At 46.4% G+C, this 18,097-nt stretch carries 19 protein-coding genes; 9 read left to right on the top strand and 10 right to left on the bottom strand.

Going from position 1 to position 18,097, the window contains the following annotated elements:
- Positions 1-90 precede the first annotated feature (90 nt).
- The 4 genes from J0L70_RS10455 to sufR form a co-directional block, all read right to left on the bottom strand.
- The gene (locus J0L70_RS10455; RefSeq protein WP_017286405.1) at positions 91-471 is read right to left on the bottom strand and encodes an NDH complex assembly factor CRR9; all 381 of its coding nucleotides are present in this window, start codon (positions 469-471) and stop codon (positions 91-93) included.
- Between the two features lie 11 nt (positions 472-482).
- Entirely contained in the window at positions 483-692 is a 210-nt protein-coding gene (locus J0L70_RS10450) for a type II toxin-antitoxin system HicA family toxin (protein ID WP_017286404.1), read from the bottom strand.
- A complete protein-coding gene (locus J0L70_RS10445; RefSeq protein ID WP_017286403.1) occupies positions 689-889 on the bottom strand; it encodes a type II toxin-antitoxin system HicB family antitoxin in 201 nt (66 codons plus the stop codon). The genes J0L70_RS10450 and J0L70_RS10445 overlap by 4 nt, the downstream gene beginning before the upstream one ends.
- A 135-nt stretch (positions 890-1,024) precedes the next feature.
- On the bottom strand, positions 1,025-1,660 hold the full coding sequence (gene sufR, locus J0L70_RS10440) for an iron-sulfur cluster biosynthesis transcriptional regulator SufR (protein WP_017286402.1): 636 nt from the start codon (positions 1,658-1,660) through the stop codon (positions 1,025-1,027).
- Between the two features lie 203 nt (positions 1,661-1,863).
- Here sufR and J0L70_RS10435 point away from each other — a divergent pair, with 203 nt between their 5' ends.
- The 5 genes from J0L70_RS10435 (at position 1,864) to J0L70_RS10415 (ending at position 7,235) form a co-directional block, all read left to right on the top strand.
- A complete protein-coding gene (locus tag J0L70_RS10435; protein ID WP_017286401.1) occupies positions 1,864-2,226 on the top strand; it encodes a ferredoxin thioredoxin reductase catalytic beta subunit in 363 nt (120 codons plus the stop codon).
- A gap of 72 nt (positions 2,227-2,298) precedes the next feature.
- Positions 2,299-3,735, top strand: coding sequence for a Fe-S cluster assembly protein SufB (sufB, locus tag J0L70_RS10430; RefSeq protein WP_017286400.1), 1,437 nt, complete (start codon positions 2,299-2,301; stop codon positions 3,733-3,735).
- A gap of 127 nt (positions 3,736-3,862) precedes the next feature.
- The gene (gene sufC / locus J0L70_RS10425; protein WP_287454419.1) at positions 3,863-4,645 is read left to right on the top strand and encodes a Fe-S cluster assembly ATPase SufC; all 783 of its coding nucleotides are present in this window, start codon (positions 3,863-3,865) and stop codon (positions 4,643-4,645) included.
- A complete protein-coding gene (gene sufD / locus J0L70_RS10420) occupies positions 4,642-5,970 on the top strand; it encodes a Fe-S cluster assembly protein SufD (RefSeq protein ID WP_287454418.1) in 1,329 nt (442 codons plus the stop codon). Before sufC ends, sufD begins: the two co-directional genes overlap by 4 nt.
- A gap of 2 nt (positions 5,971-5,972) precedes the next feature.
- Complete coding sequence (locus J0L70_RS10415; protein WP_268183404.1) at positions 5,973-7,235, top strand: SufS family cysteine desulfurase; 1,263 nt, start codon at positions 5,973-5,975, stop codon at positions 7,233-7,235.
- Positions 7,236-7,314: 79 nt separating this feature from the next.
- Here the strand turns inward: J0L70_RS10415 and J0L70_RS10410 are convergent, their stop codons facing one another.
- The 5 genes from J0L70_RS10410 to rsmH all read right to left on the bottom strand — a co-directional run bounded on the left by J0L70_RS10410 (position 7,315) and on the right by rsmH (position 11,795).
- Positions 7,315-8,919 carry a DUF3352 domain-containing protein gene (locus J0L70_RS10410; RefSeq protein WP_287454417.1) on the bottom strand — a complete coding sequence of 535 codons (1,605 nt, stop codon included), beginning with the start codon at positions 8,917-8,919 and terminating at the stop codon, positions 7,315-7,317.
- A 145-nt stretch (positions 8,920-9,064) separates the two neighbouring features.
- Positions 9,065-9,484, bottom strand: a complete 420-nt coding sequence (locus J0L70_RS10405; protein WP_287454416.1) for a helix-turn-helix domain-containing protein — start codon at positions 9,482-9,484, stop codon at positions 9,065-9,067.
- On the bottom strand, positions 9,456-9,767 hold the full coding sequence (locus J0L70_RS10400; protein WP_287454414.1) for a type II toxin-antitoxin system HigB family toxin: 312 nt from the start codon (positions 9,765-9,767) through the stop codon (positions 9,456-9,458). The genes J0L70_RS10405 and J0L70_RS10400 overlap by 29 nt, the downstream gene beginning before the upstream one ends.
- A 10-nt stretch (positions 9,768-9,777) precedes the next feature.
- Positions 9,778-10,851 carry a histidinol-phosphate transaminase gene (locus tag J0L70_RS10395; RefSeq protein ID WP_190647166.1) on the bottom strand — a complete coding sequence of 358 codons (1,074 nt, stop codon included), beginning with the start codon at positions 10,849-10,851 and terminating at the stop codon, positions 9,778-9,780.
- Between the two features lie 80 nt (positions 10,852-10,931).
- The gene (gene rsmH / locus J0L70_RS10390) at positions 10,932-11,795 is read right to left on the bottom strand and encodes a 16S rRNA (cytosine(1402)-N(4))-methyltransferase RsmH (protein WP_287454412.1); all 864 of its coding nucleotides are present in this window, start codon (positions 11,793-11,795) and stop codon (positions 10,932-10,934) included.
- 192 nt (positions 11,796-11,987) lie between these two features.
- Between rsmH and J0L70_RS10385 the strand changes: the two genes are divergently transcribed.
- From J0L70_RS10385 to J0L70_RS10375, 3 genes are all read left to right on the top strand, one after another.
- Positions 11,988-13,172 carry an NAD(P)H-quinone oxidoreductase subunit H gene (locus tag J0L70_RS10385; RefSeq protein WP_017286391.1) on the top strand — a complete coding sequence of 395 codons (1,185 nt, stop codon included), beginning with the start codon at positions 11,988-11,990 and terminating at the stop codon, positions 13,170-13,172.
- A 724-nt stretch (positions 13,173-13,896) separates the two neighbouring features.
- Complete coding sequence (locus J0L70_RS10380; protein WP_017286390.1) at positions 13,897-14,115, top strand: hypothetical protein; 219 nt, start codon at positions 13,897-13,899, stop codon at positions 14,113-14,115.
- 269 nt (positions 14,116-14,384) lie between these two features.
- The gene (locus J0L70_RS10375; RefSeq protein ID WP_287454402.1) at positions 14,385-15,467 is read left to right on the top strand and encodes a class I SAM-dependent methyltransferase; all 1,083 of its coding nucleotides are present in this window, start codon (positions 14,385-14,387) and stop codon (positions 15,465-15,467) included.
- A gap of 205 nt (positions 15,468-15,672) precedes the next feature.
- On the opposite strand, the gene J0L70_RS10370 is transcribed toward J0L70_RS10375, so the two are convergent.
- Positions 15,673-16,725: a septal ring lytic transglycosylase RlpA family protein gene (locus J0L70_RS10370; protein WP_017286388.1), complete on the bottom strand. Its 1,053-nt coding sequence runs from the start codon at positions 16,723-16,725 to the stop codon at positions 15,673-15,675.
- A gap of 343 nt (positions 16,726-17,068) precedes the next feature.
- Here J0L70_RS10370 and purM point away from each other — a divergent pair, with 343 nt between their 5' ends.
- The gene (purM, locus tag J0L70_RS10365) at positions 17,069-18,097 is read left to right on the top strand and encodes a phosphoribosylformylglycinamidine cyclo-ligase (protein WP_287454400.1); all 1,029 of its coding nucleotides are present in this window, start codon (positions 17,069-17,071) and stop codon (positions 18,095-18,097) included.

The raw sequence follows: 18,097 nt of genomic DNA, 5'->3' as shown, positions 1-18,097 counted from the left end.
AGATCGATTCTCTCAGACTATCAAGCGAGATTGGGTAATCGTATTCGTTGATCTCAGATGGGCCAACGATCGCTATATCTCCCTCAATCCTTAATTCTTTGATTGCATCTCCGCTTTCGCTTTCGCCTCAAACCAAGCGACTACTTGCTGAATGTTCAGCTCTTCGATCGGACTTCCGTTCGCTGCTGCAACTTGATTCAACGGATTAATCGACGCAATCACAAGTTTGGAGAAGAATTTCTTAAATTCGTTGTCGATTCCACCTTGTAAGCTCTCATCCTGGTAGATCCAATCTTCGATTTGAGTCGAGTCAAGGTTCGCGATCGTTTTACCTGAAGCTTGAGCGATTTGTTTCAGCGATCGCAGTGAGTAGATCGCAACTCGTGCAGAAAACTTATCTCTTGAAGTCAAAAGCGCTTTATCGACTTCAAGACATTCTTCTGGGGTGAGAAATTCTGAATCTGGTTGCATAAAAAGTTGGATTACTCTAAGTCGTTTTCGGTCAGGTCAGCATCTTTCAAAATACTTCTCAGTGTCCCCTTGGGCAAATCTCGATTACCGTGAACTGGAATTGAAAGAATCACATCTACTCCTTCCTTAGAATAAATGTGGTGACTGCCTGTCGTTCGCTTCAACACCCAACCTTGACGCTCCACAATCTTGCAAAGCATCTTCCCCGAAATAGATTTCATACAGAAATCTCGACTAATTGCTTCTCAGGTTCAAGTACTTCTCGCTCACTTGCTACCTCTAACCATCCTTGAATCGCATCTTGTAGCATTTCAGTTAACTGTTCACGATTTTCTGCCCAAGTGTGACAGCCTGGTAACGCTGGAACAGAAGCACACCATACATCATCTTCTTGCCAGATTACTGCTTTGATTTTCATGGTTCATCCCCTTGACGAGCGTAATTAATCCTTTCTCTAAATATTGCTCTCTGATTAGATTGCTCCTGAGAATTTGAGGCACATTCACACCTGCAATTCAACTTCACGAACCTCAGCATCTTGCAGTCGATCTGCTTATCCTTTCAGTTGAATCAAATATCCGCAGCGATGCTCACCATTCACAAGCCAGTGAGTTCGCTCAACTTTACAGTCGGGAAGCGCGATCGCAAACATCTCTAACTCATGCCCGCATACACTCGGAAACGACTCGGCAATTTGTGCGATCGCACAGTTATATTCAGTCAGAATAAATCCACCCGTTTCAACAGTGTGACATTCTGCCATGTAGCCTTCTGAGACCCGCAGTTCGACTAATTTTGCCACTCGTTCTTCGAGAGAACCAGAACCGAGTCGATCACGATATTCGATCGCTTTACGTTCCCATTGTTTCTGCAAGATCGATTTCATTTGATCTTTCGTGACCGTCTCTGCCAACGTCCCCAGCAGAGAAACGGCAAATTCGTCATAGCGATCGGGAAACTGCGATCGACCTTCTCGGCTCAGTTCGTACACATAATTCGGGCGACCCATTCCAGCCTGAATCTTTTTGTGAACAATTAAGCCTTCTGCTTCGAGTTCATTTAAGTGCCGTCGAATTCCTTGGGGCTTTAAATTTAATTGTTCTGCTAAATCTTGCGCGGTCGATTCGCCCTGCTTCAAAAGGTGACGCAGGATATCTTGTTTCGTCGAAGGCTGCTGAATCGTCGTCATCTCCTGCCTCAAGTCATCAATTCCTAACCGACTTTGACAACTCTAATGTTGCTAAAGTACTCTACAATAGGATTAAGCAACACGGAAGTTGTTTTAATTATAAACTGCTTCGTCCTGTTCTGGCTCGCTTTTCTCGATCGCGCAACGCAACACAGGTGTTGTTTTAGTAATAAGATCCTCTAGATGTACTGCTGATCTGACTCATGAACACTGACCCTCAAGCTACACAAGCATCAGACAAAAATCTTGAAGCGATGCGCCACTTTTCCGAGCAATATGCAAAGCGCACAGGTACTTATTTCTGTATCGATCCGGGCGTAACTGCCGTTGTGATCGAAGGACTCGCGAAGCATAAAGAAGACTTAGGATCGCCGCTCTGCCCCTGTCGTCACTACGAAGACAAAGAAGCAGAAGTCGCGGCGGCTTACTGGAATTGCCCCTGTGTCCCGATGCGAGAACGCAAAGAGTGTCACTGTATGTTGTTCCTTACGCCCGAAAACGATTTTGCCGGCGAGAAGCAAGACATTACCTTTGATGAGATTCGTAAAGCTACGAGTAACATCTAGGTCGCACCCAGGGGCGGTTTCGTCCCTCCTTAAAAAGATCCGATTCAGAGAACACGATCGATAAATTCAACCATGAGTGCAACTGTTCAAACGCTCGTTAACCAACCCTACAAATACGGATTCGTCACCAACATCGAATCCGACACAATTCCACGTGGATTGAGCGAAGATGTAGTTCGTTTGATTTCTGCGAAGAAAGAAGAGCCGGAATGGATGCTGGACTTCCGGTTGCGCGCCTATCGGCAATGGTTGAAAATGACCGAGCCAGATTGGGCGGCGGTGGGATATCCCGCGATCGATTATCAAAACATCATTTACTACTCGGCTCCAAAAGTCAGCGAGAAGAAGAAAAGCCTCGATGAGGTTGATCCCGAATTGCTGGAGACGTTTGAGAAGCTTGGAATTCCACTCTCGGAGCAAAAACGGCTCAGTAATGTGGCAGTCGATGCGATTTTTGATAGTGTCTCTGTCGCAACGACATTTAAAGAGAAGCTGGCGAAAGATGGTGTGATCTTCTGCTCGATTTCAGAAGCAGTGCGCGAACATCCAGAGCTGGTGAAAAAATATTTGGGTAGCGTCGTCCCCGTTGGCGATAACTACTTTGCTGCTTTGAATTCGGCAGTGTTCAGTGATGGCTCATTCGTCTTCATTCCGAAAGGCGTGAAATGTCCGATGGAGCTTTCGACCTACTTCCGCATCAATAATGGCGATTCGGGACAGTTTGAGCGCACCTTGATTGTGGCGGAAGAAAGCGCACAAGTCAGCTATCTCGAAGGCTGTACTGCACCAATGTATGACTCGAATCAGCTTCATGCAGCAGTCGTCGAATTAGTGGCGCTGGACGATGCGGATATTAAATATTCGACTGTTCAGAACTGGTATGCAGGAGACGCAGACGGGAAAGGCGGAATCTATAATTTTGTGACCAAGCGTGGATTGTGCCAAGGGAAGAATTCTAAGATTTCTTGGACACAGGTCGAAACTGGTTCTGCGATTACTTGGAAGTATCCAAGCTGTGTTTTAGTCGGGGATAATTCCGTTGGTGAGTTCTACTCGGTTGCTTTGACGAATAATCATCAGCAAGCCGACACGGGCACGAAGATGATTCACATCGGTAAGAATACTCGTAGCACGATCATCTCGAAAGGGATTTCAGCGGGTCAGTCGAAGAATAGCTATCGCGGTTTGGTGAAAATCTCACCGAAAGCAACTGGAGCGCGGAACTATTCGCAGTGTGATTCGATGCTGATTGGCGATCGCGCTCAGGCGAATACCTTCCCTTACATCCAGGTGCAGAATAATCAGGGCAAAGTCGAACACGAAGCCTCGACTTCTAAGATTGGCGAAGACCAGTTGTTTTACTTTGCTCAGCGCGGCATTTCTCCAGAAGACGCAATTTCAATGATGATTAGCGGCTTCTGTCAGGATGTCTTTAACCAATTGCCGATGGAGTTTGCAGTCGAAGCAGATAAGCTGCTCAGCCTCAAACTAGAAGGTAGCGTGGGTTAAGAAAATCGATTCAGCAGAGTGGGACACCCTTGCTCTGCTGAACTTTAGCGATCGAGGTTAGTCAAGTTTTGAAGCTCCTGATCGCGCCGAATATTAATTGGCATAGGGCACAGTTAGGAGGGAGCGAATGATTGTTGAAAATGGTGAAGTGATTCTGTCGGTTAAAAATCTCACGGCTGAGATTGATGGGACTCCGATTTTAAAAGGAATGAATCTCGAAATTAAAGCTGGTGAGACTCACGCGATTATGGGCCCGAATGGATCGGGGAAAAGTACGTTTTCTAAAATTTTGGCAGGACATCCCGCTTATACCGTAACGGGTGGAGAAGTTCTGTTTCGAGGAAAAGATTTATTCGAGCTTGAACCTCACGAACGCGCAAATTCTGGCGTATTTCTCGCGTTTCAGTATCCGCTTGAAATTCCAGGCGTAACGAATGTGGATTTCTTGCGAGTGTCTTACAATGCAAAGCGCAAACAGGAAGGCTTAGAAGAGCTAGATGCATTTGACTTTGACGATATCGTGCATTCTAAGCTTGAGCTATTGAAAATGGATGCAGGCTTTCTCACTCGCAGTGTTAACGAAGGATTTTCAGGCGGGGAGAAAAAGCGCAATGAAATCCTACAGATGGCTTTGTTAGAGCCGAAGTTAGGCATTTTGGATGAGATTGACTCTGGATTGGATATCGATGCGTTGAAAGTCGTTTCGCAGGGTGTCAATGCTCTTAAGACTTCAGAGAATGCAGTGCTAATGATTACGCACTATCAGCGGTTACTGAACTACATCACACCTGATTTTGTCCATGTGATGGCAGATGGGCGGATTCTCACAAGCGGCGGAAAAGAATTAGCGCTAGAGCTTGAAGAAAGAGGATACGACTGGGTTGTAGAAAGTGAAGCGGTAGGTGCATGATGATTGAAGTCTCAACCGTTCCCGAAGTTGGAAATTTAGGGACAGTCCCGAAAGTTGATCGGGCTGAATATCTCGCCAATTTGCTCAAACTGCGATCGAATCTTGCACCCGAATTGCAGGACATCCGCGATCGCGCTGCTGTGATTGTTCACGATCGAGCAATTCCCTCGACTCGTGATGAAGAATGGCGATTCACAGATTTATCTGGGTTACTTTCTCTCAGCTTAAAATCTGCTGAACCTGCAAGCTTAGGCTATCCGCAAATTGAAGCTTTTCTGCTGAAAGAAGCCGTGAATTCGCGCTTAGTCTTTGTCGATGGTGCTTTTGCTCCTGATCTTTCTGCGATAGACGACTTGCCGGATGGCGTTGTCGTGAGTAACTTCGCAAACGTTGCAGAATTTATTCCAGATATCAAAACTCATCTGGCAAAATTGCCCGGTGGAGAGGAAGTTTTCACTGCATTAAATACAGCAAATTTGAGTGATAGCGCGATCGCGTTTATTCCGAAAAATCAGGACGTTGAAGCGCCGATTCATATTCTCTATGTTTCAACTCAAAGCGAAACGGCTCAATACCCAAGATGCTTAGTCGTCGCGGAAACAGGCAGCCGCGCAACAGTGGTTGAAGATTTTGTCACCTTAACCGAGGGCGCATACTTCACCAATACCGTTACGGAAATCGCGATCGCGGAAAACGCAGAAATTCGCCATACTAGAGTTCAGCGAGACAGCAATGCTGCGTTTCACATTGGCAAAACGGCTGTTTCTCAGGCAAGAGATTCTCGCTATTCCTGTACCGCAGTTCACTTCGGCGGCAAGGTGTCTCGACATAATCTAGAGATTTACCAGACCGGGGAGCAGACTGAGACAACGTTGAATGGCTTGACTGTGCTAGATGGCGATCGCGTCGGGGATACGCACAGCTTGCTTTCTCTGAGCAGACCTTATGGGGTCGGAAATCAGGTGAATAAGACGATTGTTAGCGATCGCGCTCATGCTGTTTTCAATGGCAAAGTCTTCGTTCCTCAAGCGGCTCAGCAAACCGATGCGAGACAACTTAGCCGAAATTTATTGCTCTCTCCGAAAGCACGAGTTGATACGAAGCCACAGCTAGAAATTATTGCAGATAACGTGAAATGCGCTCATGGTGCGACTGTCAGCCAACTCGAAGAAGATGAAGTCTTTTACCTTCAGAGTCGAGGCATTGATCACGAATCGGCTCGCAAGTTACTAACTTATGCTTTTGCCATTGAGGTAATTGATCAAATTCCCGTTGAGTCTTTGCGCGATCGACTCGCTACATTTATTCGTTCCCAACACACCTAGCCATGACTTTCCTGCAAGAAAAAACCCTCGCTGCTCAAGTGCGATCGGACTTTCCGATTCTGAATGAGCGTGTCCACGATAAGCCGTTAGTCTATCTCGACAATGCCGCGACTTCACAAAAGCCGATCGCGGTTCTCGATGCGTTGCGTCATTACTACGAGCATGACAATGCGAATGTTCATCGTGGCGCACATACTTTGAGTGCTAGAGCGACTGATGCATATGAAGGTGCACGCGATAAGGTAGCAGCGTTTGTGAATGCAGCATCCCGACAAGAGATTGTTTACACGCGCAATGCAAGTGAAGCAATCAACATCGTGGCATATGCTTGGGGCTTGAATAACTTGCAGGCAGGCGATGAAATCATTCTGACGGTGATGGAGCATCATAGTAACCTTGTGCCTTGGCAACTCATTGCTGCGAGAACAGGTGCTGTGATTAAGCATGTCCAACTGAATGAAGAAGAAGGCTTTGATTTTGAGCATTTCAAATCCTTGCTGTCTGAGAAGACTAAACTGGTTTCAGTGGTGTATGTCTCGAATACTTTGGGATGCATTAATCCGGTTCATGAGATTTGTGCAGAAGCTCACAAAGTTGGGGCGAGAGTTTTAATTGATGCATGTCAGGCTGTGCCGCATATGCAAGTTGACGTGCAAGCGATCGATTGTGATTGGCTCGTAGCATCCGGTCATAAGATGTGTGCGCCGACTGGAATTGGATTTCTGTATGGCAAGTTAGACGTTCTGCGATCGATGCCTCCGTTCTTCGGCGGCGGTGAAATGATTGCGGATGTGTACTTGGATCATTCGACTTATGCAGATTTGCCGCATAAGTTTGAGGCGGGAACTCCGGCGATTGCAGAAGCGATCGCTTTAGGTGCAGCCGTTGATTACTTAACGAACATTGGCATGGATAAGATTCATGCTTACGAAGAAGAGTTAACAGCGCATCTATTCCAACGGTTGGCTGAGATTCCGAATCTGCGGATTTATGGAACTAAGCCAGATGCACGGGGTCGAGGCAGAGCGGCTTTAGCATCCTTTACGGCTGGAGAATTGCATCCTCACGACCTTTCGACTCTGCTCGATCACGAAGGCATTGCGATTCGATCCGGGCATCATTGCACACAGCCTTTGCATCGATTGTTGAATGCTCCTGGATCAGCGCGAGCTAGCTTGTATTTTTACAATACTCACGAAGAGATTGATCAGTTTATTGAAGCGTTGAAAAGCACGATCGAGTTTTTCAGCGGAATGATGAACTAGAACGCAAGAATGATTGAAAAAATAAGGGTGTCGAGCTTTTCTTTGAGCCGACACCCTTATTTTTATCTCCAAGGCTGCTTCAACTTAATTGCACGAAAACACCGCCGCGTTGAATACCCGATCGATTGCCATAGTTACTAATCGTCAGTGATTTCAAGTGCTCAAAAATCGATCCACCTGCTAATTCAGCAATTTTCAAAATTGGCAATTGCTTCTCTAAAATCGGCTGTGCTGCATCCCAATCGATATAGAGATAACCCGTGTTCGTTTTTTGTAATCCAGCGATCGCATTTGTGAATTCTTGACTGTTAGCGAGTGTATTGTTCTGCGCCGTTAAAATCGCATTCATCGCATTGATGGAAGTTGCGAAAATTTCGTATTTCCCGATCGCAGTATGTACCCCAACCACATCTGCTTCAATTTTCTTCGTTGCCGCGCCCGACGAGAATCTCGTCCAAACTGCAACCGACTGATTGCCGACATCAATCGTACCTGTACTGATTCTTTGAGCTTTAGCTAATTCGTCTAAATGCGCGATCGCGCTTTCGGCTCCTTCTGTCTTCTCTGCCACAAACACCCAATCAGAATCTGGAATCAAAGCCAGCGCATACTCTCCAGTTACCCAACTAAAAATATCTTTCGGTAAATTGAGGTTCCATCGCTGACCCAAGGTATCAATTGGAGAATTAACCAACTTTGCCAAACTGCTCTCGCTTGAAAGCCCTGACCATAATTGATTGAGATTGATCCCCGAAGCCGAAATTGAAGCGATCGTAGGAATATAATTCAATGCGCCAACTGCTTTGTCGCTCAATTTGGATGTCTCACCGTCTCGCACGATCGCGGTTTCTGCAACTAATCCTTTGCGATCCAAGCTCAGCGAAATTGCAGCCGTGGAAGCAGTTGGAGGTTCTTTACCGTTGAGCTTTGCAAGTTCAGGCAAATTTGCAAACACAACTCCAATTCGTCCGCGATCGAGCGCCGCGAGTGCTGCCTGATACTGACTCGAATGTTCTAAGTTCAATTCCGCCGCTTGCACATTATTAATCGCATCCCGCAATACTTTCGGACTATTGGCAAACAGAACATACTGGCGACCCACAACCGCACTTGCAACCGTTATTGGAACCGACTCTGATTCAATCTTGCCGTAAATAATTTTTGTGCCTTGATACGCATCGAATACTAATTCAGTTCCAGCAATTGCCCGTTTCTGCCAAAACAATTGCAGGAATTCTCGCGATCGCTCAGTATCTTTCGTCGCTAAAGCCAGTAAATATCCAGCTTCTTTGCCGTTTGTCTCATCTCGATCGATATCCAGCGTGGTAATCGCAGCCGTCACTTCATTGCCTAACCAAGGCTGCACATCTCGCTTGTAGTTCAGTTCCGAACTTCCTAAAACTCCTTGTTTGAATTGTTCAAATTCGGCGCGTGTTGCGGCTCGATCTCCTGGTTTTGCGGACAATTGACGCAATGTTTCTAACTGATCTGGATTCACCAAGAGCGATGCCAGTACTGGAGCTTGTTTCGGAACAAACATCGCAGCAGTCGGTGCATTTAGCCGACTGCCCTGGAATAAGCTAAGTGGACTTTGAGCAAAAATCCAGACAAAGCTAACGACTCCAATCACTAAGAGAACGCCAGCGATCGCAAAAACAAGGTTTTGAAAAGAACGGAACTTCATAAGCAATACAAGAGGCGCAAGTCACCAGACCTATTATCTAGGACGTAGGCAAACTTGCAATCGAGACTGCTGAATTTCGTTACTTTTCATTCATTTGCTGTTTTTAATGGAACGATCGCTTCACGGCACAAAGCGATCGCATTTCTTACACTCGCGATCGCATTTCTAGAGACTGTGGAGACACCCGAAAGAACGTCGCTAACTGTTGCACTTGAAGCTTCGAGGGTTGAACTGCACCGCTTAAAATCCCATCTACGATCGATGCATCTTCCAAAATCGGCACTAGATCTTGAGGCAGCAAATTCATCTCCGTCATTAGCGACCTAAGCAATGCAAGTCCCGTCAGCCTTGGAAAAACTTCCGTCCTTTCCTCATACTCATAAACTAGCGTCCCTAAAACCTTGAGATAATCCTGATCATCCTGCGTCAAAGGACTGCGATCCAGAATCGCATTAATTCGAGCTTGCGTTGCGAACAGTTCCGCATCATCAGTAATCGGACGAGGAGGAAACGCATTAATCAATTGCATATAATAACTACTCGGCATCTTCAAACCAGTCGTCATTTTTCCAATCCTCCTTGTCGTATTCTGCATGAGTCAGAACTGCTCGAATAAAAATGATCTGAAACCGATAATCCAAGTACGTGATTAATCGATAATTGTTACCGCCAATATTAAAGACGATAAAATTTCCGACTAAATCCGCAGAAGGAAACACCTCTCTGACTTGAACAAAAGTATCAAACGAGTTCGACACCACACGCTCATACCAAGTTAGCAAACTGGTCTGAGCATTCGCGTGTTTCTCCCAAAACTTTCTCAGGGTGCTTCGACTAATGACTCGCATAGAAATTGAGCTAGGTCAGAGCATTCTTTAATCGATCGAACATTCGTACATTTTCATCCGGTGTTCCGATCGTAATCCGCAACCCGCCACCTGTATGCCGAATAATCGTTCCTTGCTGTCTCAATTGTTCAGTTAATTGCTCTAAATCATGACTCGATCGCGCGTAAATAAAGTTTGCTGCACTCTGCCAAAGTTGCAGATTTGGCAGTTGTTCGAGTTTTTGATAAACGATCGCTCTTTGTTCTAAAATTTCTGACACAACTGCTAAAAGCGAATCCCGTTCTGCCAAAGCCAACCGCGCCGCAGCGATCGAGAAACTGGGCAAATTGAACGGTAAACGCATTTTCTCTAACGCTTCAATCATTTCAGGATGCGCGATCGCATATCCAACCCGATGCGCTGCTAATCGAAATGCTTTAGAAAACGTTCTCAAAATGATCCAATTCGGGTGTTCCAGCAATTGATCCGCCAAAGTCGTCTGGCTAAATTCAAAATAAGCCTCATCAATCACAACTAGAATGTTTTGCGGCAGACTTTTTAACCAGGCAATTTCGGCAGAAGTCAGCGCATTTCCTGTCGGCGAATTCGGATGAACAACAAAAACAACACGAATTGCTTGAGTATCGATCGCATTCTGAGCAGCTTGCAAATCAATCTCAAAATTCTCAGAAGAACGATCCACACTCACCACTGGAATTCCCAAAGTCTTCGCCAAAATTCCATACATGGAGAACGTCGGATTGGCAACGAGAATCGACCCTTCGCCATTCAAACAAGTACACATCAGAATCGAGCGAATCAATTCATCTGAGCCGTTGCCCACTGAAATATTTGAGTTGGTGAATTGCGTTCCAGCGTATTGCGCGATCGCATCTTTCAGCGCTAAATATCCGCCATCTGGATATCGATTGGACTCGATTTCATTTTGCCAAGTCCAGGCTAATTTTTGCTTGAGTTCATCCGGGAGATCGTATGGATTTTCATTCACATCTAAGCGATCGGGATGATCCAGATGTGAATTATCTGTATGCTGCGTGTTATATGCCGCAAATTCAGCCAGATCGGAGCGAATGAACTCAAGCATGATCAAAAAATTAAAGAGTTTGGCAGAGATCTGAGTCTATCAAACTCTTTGAAGCCTAAGACGAGGAAGAACTAGAACAATTAATGGTCGATCGCTTTCCTCTCTGCAATTCGCAACTTCGCCGATCGAGATCTGACATTCTCCCGAATCTCATCCTCCTGGGCAATAATCGGCTTCTTTGTGAGTACTGTCAAAAGTTCCGACTCTTTCAGTCGATGCTTAACGATCCGATCTTCCAAACTATGAAAACTAATAATTGCAATCCGCCCGCCTGGTTTTAGCCACATCGGAGCTTTCGCAATCAACGTCTCCAACACCTCAAGTTCTCGATTCACTGCAATTCGCAATCCTTGAAACACGCGAGTTGCCGGATGAATTCGACCATATCGATATTGCTTAGGAACGGAGTGTGCGATCGCATCCGCTAATTCCGTCGTCGTCTTAAACGGTCGCTGTTCGACAATTCGCTTGGCAATTCGCCGCGACAGCCGCTCCTCGCCATAGGTGTAAAAAATATCAGCCAGCTTCGACTCTTCCCAATGATTCACAATCTCAGCAGCCGTCAACTCCTGCCTGCGATCCATCCGCATATCGAGTGCCGCTTCCTGCCGAAAACTAAACCCGCGATCGGCCACATCCAGCTGCACCGAACTCACACCCAAATCCGCCAAAATTCCATCAAATCGTGTATCACCGGGATCAAATTCTGAGAAATTTTCGTGATAGAACGTAACACGATCGCCTAATTTCGCTTTTGCTGCCGCGATCGCAGTTTCATCTTGGTCGATCGCGCTTAACCGCACCTGATCCGCTGCCGCCAAAATCAACGCACTATGCCCACCACCACCAACCGTTGCATCCAAATAATGTCCACCGCTTTGAATCGCCAAACCTTCGATCACTTCGCGACTCAAAACTGGAATATGGTGAAAATCTAAAGTCATGAAAACAAAGGGCGCTCACTGCGCCATCGACTTAATTCTATCCGGGTCTAAGTGTAAATTGAATCCTGACAAAATTGATTCCAAACCGCACGAAGAGGCATGATTCTCTATAATTAAAAAAGTGCAACAAGCGCCCAAAAGCCCGAAATCTAAGCTTTTCCCAAAATCTGTGAATCGAGAGGCAGAACACCGATGGCAATGATCGAAACCAAAACAGAACCCATGGTTCTCAACATGGGTCCGCATCACCCCTCCATGCACGGGGTAATGCGCTTAATCGTCACGCTCGACGGCGAGAACGTGGTCGATTGCGAACCTGTCATTGGCTATCTCCATCGCGGTATGGAGAAAATCGCCGAAAACCGTACCAATATTATGTTCGTGCCTTATGTCAGTCGTTGGGACTACGCGGCAGGCATGTTCAACGAAGCCATCACGGTCAATGCTCCCGAACAACTCGCTGGGATCCCCGTTCCGAAACGCGCCAGCTACATCCGCATGATCATGCTGGAATTGAACCGGATCGCAAATCACCTCTTGTGGCTTGGTCCGTTCATGGCAGATGTCGGCGCACAAACTCCTTTCTTTTACATCTTCCGCGAACGCGAACTGATCTACGACCTGTGGGAAGCAGCAACAGGCTACCGCATGGTTAACCACAACTACTTTAGAATCGGCGGTGTTGCTGCGGATCTGCCGTACGGTTGGGTGGATAAGTGCTTAGACTTCTGTGACTATTTCATGCCGAAAGTCGATGAATACGAGAAGCTGATTACTGATAATCCAATCTTCCGTCGTCGCGTCGATGGTATCGGAGTCATCACCCGTGAAGATGCTATTAACTGGAGCTTATCCGGTCCAATGCTGCGCGCTTCTGGCGTGAACTGGGACTTGCGGAAAGTTGACAAATACGAGCGCTATGACGAGCTAGATTGGGATGTGCATTGGGAAACCGCAGGAGATTGCTTTGCGCGTTACCTAGTGCGGATTCGCGAAATGCGTGAGTCCGTCAAAATCATCAGACAAGCAATTAAAGGCTTGCCAGGTGGACCATTTGAGAATTTGGAAGCGAAGCGGATGCTCGAAGGTCCCAAATCGGACTGGAATGGACCCGATTATCAATTCATTGGTAAAAAGATCGCACCGACGTTCAAGATCCCCAAAGGAGAACACTACGTTCGACTCGAAAGCGGCAAAGGCGAATTGGGTGTCTTCATCATGGGAGAGGATCATATCTTCCCGTGGCGCTTCAAAGTTCGGGCAGCAGACTTCAACAACGTACAGATTCTCCCCTACTTGGTCAAGGGCATGAAGGTGGCAGATATCGTTACGATTCTCGGTAGTATCGACATCATTATGGGATCAGTCGATCGCTAAACTCCTTGCCCAGACCTCATCAACTCCAGGCAGGTAACGAACCTGCCTTTTTTGTTGCATTCTGTATCGCGTTTGATAAAACACAACATGATGTCCTCAAATGCTTCATTTTAAGCTAGTATGAGTTGCGGCTAGATTTTAAGCTTTCAATAAACTTTTTTTAATCTCGTTCTGTGCTCACACGGAGGCAACCCAAAATCAGTTTCCGTCAACAGCTCAGTGCTGGATATTGTTTGAGAAGCGTGACTTTATTTTCGTCTGTCTACGGATATTCCTGCTAGAGACTCAGCTAGTGCGTATGCTGGAGTAGCTTTCAGGGATGTATTTCAGGCGATTCTATGGCTCGCAGCACTCTAATGAGTTCAAGGATTCGATCGAGGAGTTTCGTAGAATTTGTAGCGTATCTGAATTAACAATCTATACTTCTGTGAGAGCGTTTGGCTATTCGACTAAAGTAGGAGATTTTTCTACTTTGCCTACTCTGCTGTGAAATGGTGCTCCATTCTAGCCACTCGTCCGCCAATTTCAGCAATAACACTGAGCGAATGCACGGACAGACGCTCTTGCAGCAAAAAGATTGACTTTTTTCAACTTAGACGCTATCAATAGTATGTGAACTGAAGCGCGACCCCTAGATGTAGCGTTTCTCTCCAAAACCGGATCTTAAGCTTAATTCGAGTGATTGTTCATTTCTTGTAACGCCCTTATTCTCCACGGTTGAATTATGAAGTACCAAGAGCAGCTAACTCCCTGGGTTGTATATCAGTTGACTTCTGACCTCCAACGTCAGGTTGTCATTCGGTTCCGTCGTCGTAACGATGCAGATTCGTATTTGAAGGTTCTGACTCAGACCCGTCCAAACGCGAAGTTCATCGTAGCATTTGATGCTCCGCAGGCTACAACGAATGTCGCAGCAGAAGAACCTGCTTTGGCAAAAGCGTAAACCCTAGGCGGAGTGTGGTGCAGTTTTTGATTTTTAGTGGACGTGCATCCCTCCTTCCTGAATCCTAGATTTCAGTTTAGATAGCGATTTAGTACAGATACTCTACTGTAGGCAGCTAAAAAATGCAATAGAGTGAAAGACGATCGTTTCTAGTATTCAGGTGAATTGTGTTTGCTCAGGACAATCAATCTTTGGACGAGTCGAGTCCTCTTTACAATTTAATATCGCAGCGAATTCGCGGATGTTCACGGTTAACGTTTGCCGAATTTATGGATCTTGCGCTGTATTGCCCGCAATTGGGCTATTACACGCGACAGCGCGAGAAAATTGGGGCGAAGGGTGATTTTTTCACTTCGTCCCATTTGTCTTTTGATTTTGGGGAATTGCTGGCGGAACAGTTGATCGACATGTGGCAGGTCTTGGGTCAGCCGAATCCATTCACTGTGGTAGAAATGGGTGCGGGTCAAGGATTGCTGGCTGTGGATATTTTGCGATATCTGGAGCGCCGAGATTTGGATTGTTTTTCTGCACTGTCTTATTTAATCCTTGAGAAGTCGGCAGCCCATGTGATTGAACAGCGGCAGCGATTAGGACGTTGGATTGAAAAAGGCGCACGTATTGATTGGACGACGATCGAGAATATTCCAGAAGCCTCGATCGTGGGATGTTTCTTTTCCAACGAATTAGTCGATGCCTTTCCAGTACATTTGGTGACGGTTCAGGATCATCAACTGAAAGAAATTTATGTTGAACTCATCGATAACAGATTCAGTGAAGCGATCGCTGAGCTGTCAAGCGAGAGACTAGCGAAGTATTTTGAGTTTGTGAGCGTTAATATTTCTAGCTATGCAGAGGGATATCGAACCGAAGTCAATTTAGCTGCGCTCGATTGGATGGATGCGATCGCGAAACGGCTGAAATCTGGATTCATTTTAACCATTGACTATGGGTATTCAGCGACGCGGTATTACAATCCCATGCGATCTGGAGGAACATTGCAATGCTACTACCAACATAGCCATCACAACGATCCATATATATATGTGGGAGAACAAGATATTACGGCTCATGTGAATTTCACGGCGCTGCAATTACAGGGAGAATTGTCAGGATTGCAGACTGTGGGATTAACTCAGCAAGGTTTATTTTTAATGGCGTTAGGCTTGGGCGATCGATTATCCCAATTGACTCTCACCGAACCGACCAGTAGCGAGGATTTACAAAATCGATTGCAGCGCCGCGACGCATTGCATCAACTGATGAATCCAATGGGATTAGGTGGATTTGAGGTTTTGATTCAGAGCAAAGGGCTAAATGCAGACATCAGACTAAAAGGGCTAACCCACGATTGAGCCGAATCACCTGTAGGTGTAGGAAATCATTTAGGATAAATCCTCCATCCTCACTGATTCAGCGAGGATAGAGGATCGGAGTCTGTACTCAGAAAAATCAACTCAATCTAGAAATTCATAGATGGGTGGTGCAAATCAACCGCGAAATTTCAATTGCAGCATTGAACAGGAGTGAACAATTCACCCATCCGAATGTCCTAAACTTCTAATTTCCTGCAATTCTGTCTCGAACTTCAAGGCGAACGGGAGCAACGCCGCTTTGAACTAATCCGAGCACACGAGCCGCACCTGCGGACAAATCAATCACGCGACCACCGGAGAACGGTCCACGATCGTTAATCCGCACTGTCACTGTTCGACCATTGTCTAAATTGGTTACTTGCACCAGCGTACCAAAGGGCAAAGTTCGATGAGCCGCGGTCATCGCGTTCTGATTGAACACTTCACCACTCGCGCTCATATTGCCGTGAAAGCCAGGTCCATACCAAGACGCCATCCCCTGAGAGCGGAACCGAATGGGACCGAGAGCCACTTCTTGAGGAGCACGTTGCGGACGATTCGACACTTGGCGCAGGGGTTCTGCATTTCCAAGCAATCGGCGGAGACGATTTGCAACCTGGAGCGCATCTTGCTCAGGATCGCGCGTTGAGTTTGGCAGAATCGTTTCTGGATCGACCGCGACGATCGTTTTTTTATTTGCCTCGATCACAAATCGATCGCCGGACTTTTGTTCGTTCCATCGGACGGTGATTTGATCTGCGTTAATACCGTCACGGTGGAGTTGGTTTAATTTTGCTGCGATCTCAGTGGCTCTTCTAACTGGATCAGCAGAGGAATTCTGGCGCGATGGAGTGCGAGTATCAACTTGGGAATTAGACGCACCGTATTTCAGTTTCGCGGCTTGGGTAGAGGAGTCAGCAACCTCACCGACTTTCACTTCGTCTGAGGAAATCCGGGACTGACCTAGAAACGTAACAACGGGAATATTACGGACATAGAGGGTAGCGGCTTTACGCCCAGAGATTTCGTGCGAATGAATCTTCGCGATCGATTCCTGGCTTTGGGGGGTCAGCTGTTCACCGACTTTTTGTTCTTCGCCCATCTTCACCACGGTTGGAGAAGACGGTCGGGGAGCCTCAGTAGACTCTTTCGATCCTTGGCTGGCTGCCTGGGTGGACTCCGCAAGGGCGGCGGTCACACCGACCGTACTGGAACACAGTAACGCGGCAGTCAATCCGCTAATCAATTTTTGGTTCATACATCCTATATGAGATTCACTTCAAACCTTGAGTCCGAGATGTGGCGGTCTGCCAACTGACACAACTTAAGCTGTGCTAACTCGTACTCGCTCCGTGTTCACTCCTGAGTTCAGAACTGCAACAGACTAGCATGAAGTTTTTACCCAGGGGATCAGGGTGCTATCAGTGCGAAATGAAACTTCATATTAGCTTCAAATTCTGACAAAAGACGAAGGTCTTGCATACAAAGGCTTTTAGGGATTTATAGGCAGGCTGAGGATTTTTCAGCTTCACGATAACTTTACGATAACTTCATACATTTTGTGAGGTATGCTGTTGTTTTGCAGATTCACGCGCAGGTTCATGGATTACCGGGAAGCAGGAGTTGATGTTGAAGCAGGACGGGCGTTTGTTGATCGCATTCGCGATTCTGTCAAGCGTACTTATCGTTCTGAGGTTTTAGGAGGCTTAGGTGGATTCAGCGGGTTATTTCAATTACCGTCTGGATATCAAGAGCCGATCTTAGTTTCAGGAACGGACGGAGTTGGGACGAAGCTAAAATTGGCACATCAACTCGATGTTCACAATACGGTTGGCATTGACTTAGTGGCGATGTGTGTGAACGATGTGTTGACCTGTGGAGCCGAACCATTATTTTTCCTCGATTATGTGGCGACGGGAAAATTGCTACCGGATCAGCTTGCCGATGTCGTGGATGGAATTGCCCAAGGGTGTGAGTTGTCAGGATGTGCCCTGATGGGGGGCGAGACGGCGGAGATGCCCGGTTTTTACCAACCGAATGAGTATGATTTGGCTGGATTTTGTGTTGGCATTGTTGAAAAGAGCCGAATTGTAGATGGCTCGCGTGTGAAAGTTGGCGATGTCGCGATCGGGCTTGCGAGTTCAGGCGTTCATAGCAATGGGTTTAGTTTGGTACGGAAAATCGTCGTCGATCGTGGATTTGATTGGAGCGATCGACCGAGTGATTTGGGCGGTGCGACTTTAGGTGAAGTTTTACTCACACCGACTCAGCTTTATGTCAAACCGATCTTGGCAGCATTGAAAGCCGGAATTGAGATTCATGGCATGGCGCACATTACGGGAGGCGGTTTGCCAGAGAATTTGCCGCGCTGTTTAGCGCCCAATCAAACGGTTGAAATTGATCCCCATGCTTGGGAAATTTTACCGATTTTTCATTGGTTAGCGAGTCAGGGCAATGTTGCACCCAATGCCATGTTTAATACTTTTAATATGGGGATTGGTTATGTTGTGATTGTTCCAGAAGAAAGTGTCGATCGTACTTTGGAATTTTTCACAACTCACGAGTTGAAACCATCAAGAATTGGAACAGTCGTTCCAGGTTCAGGTGAATTATTAGGATTACCGGAATAA

This window comes from Leptolyngbya sp. UWPOB_LEPTO1, assembly GCF_017302695.1.
Lineage (GTDB): Bacteria > Cyanobacteriota > Cyanobacteriia > Leptolyngbyales > Leptolyngbyaceae > Leptolyngbya > Leptolyngbya boryana.
This window is presented reverse-complemented; position numbering and strand designations above follow the sequence as displayed.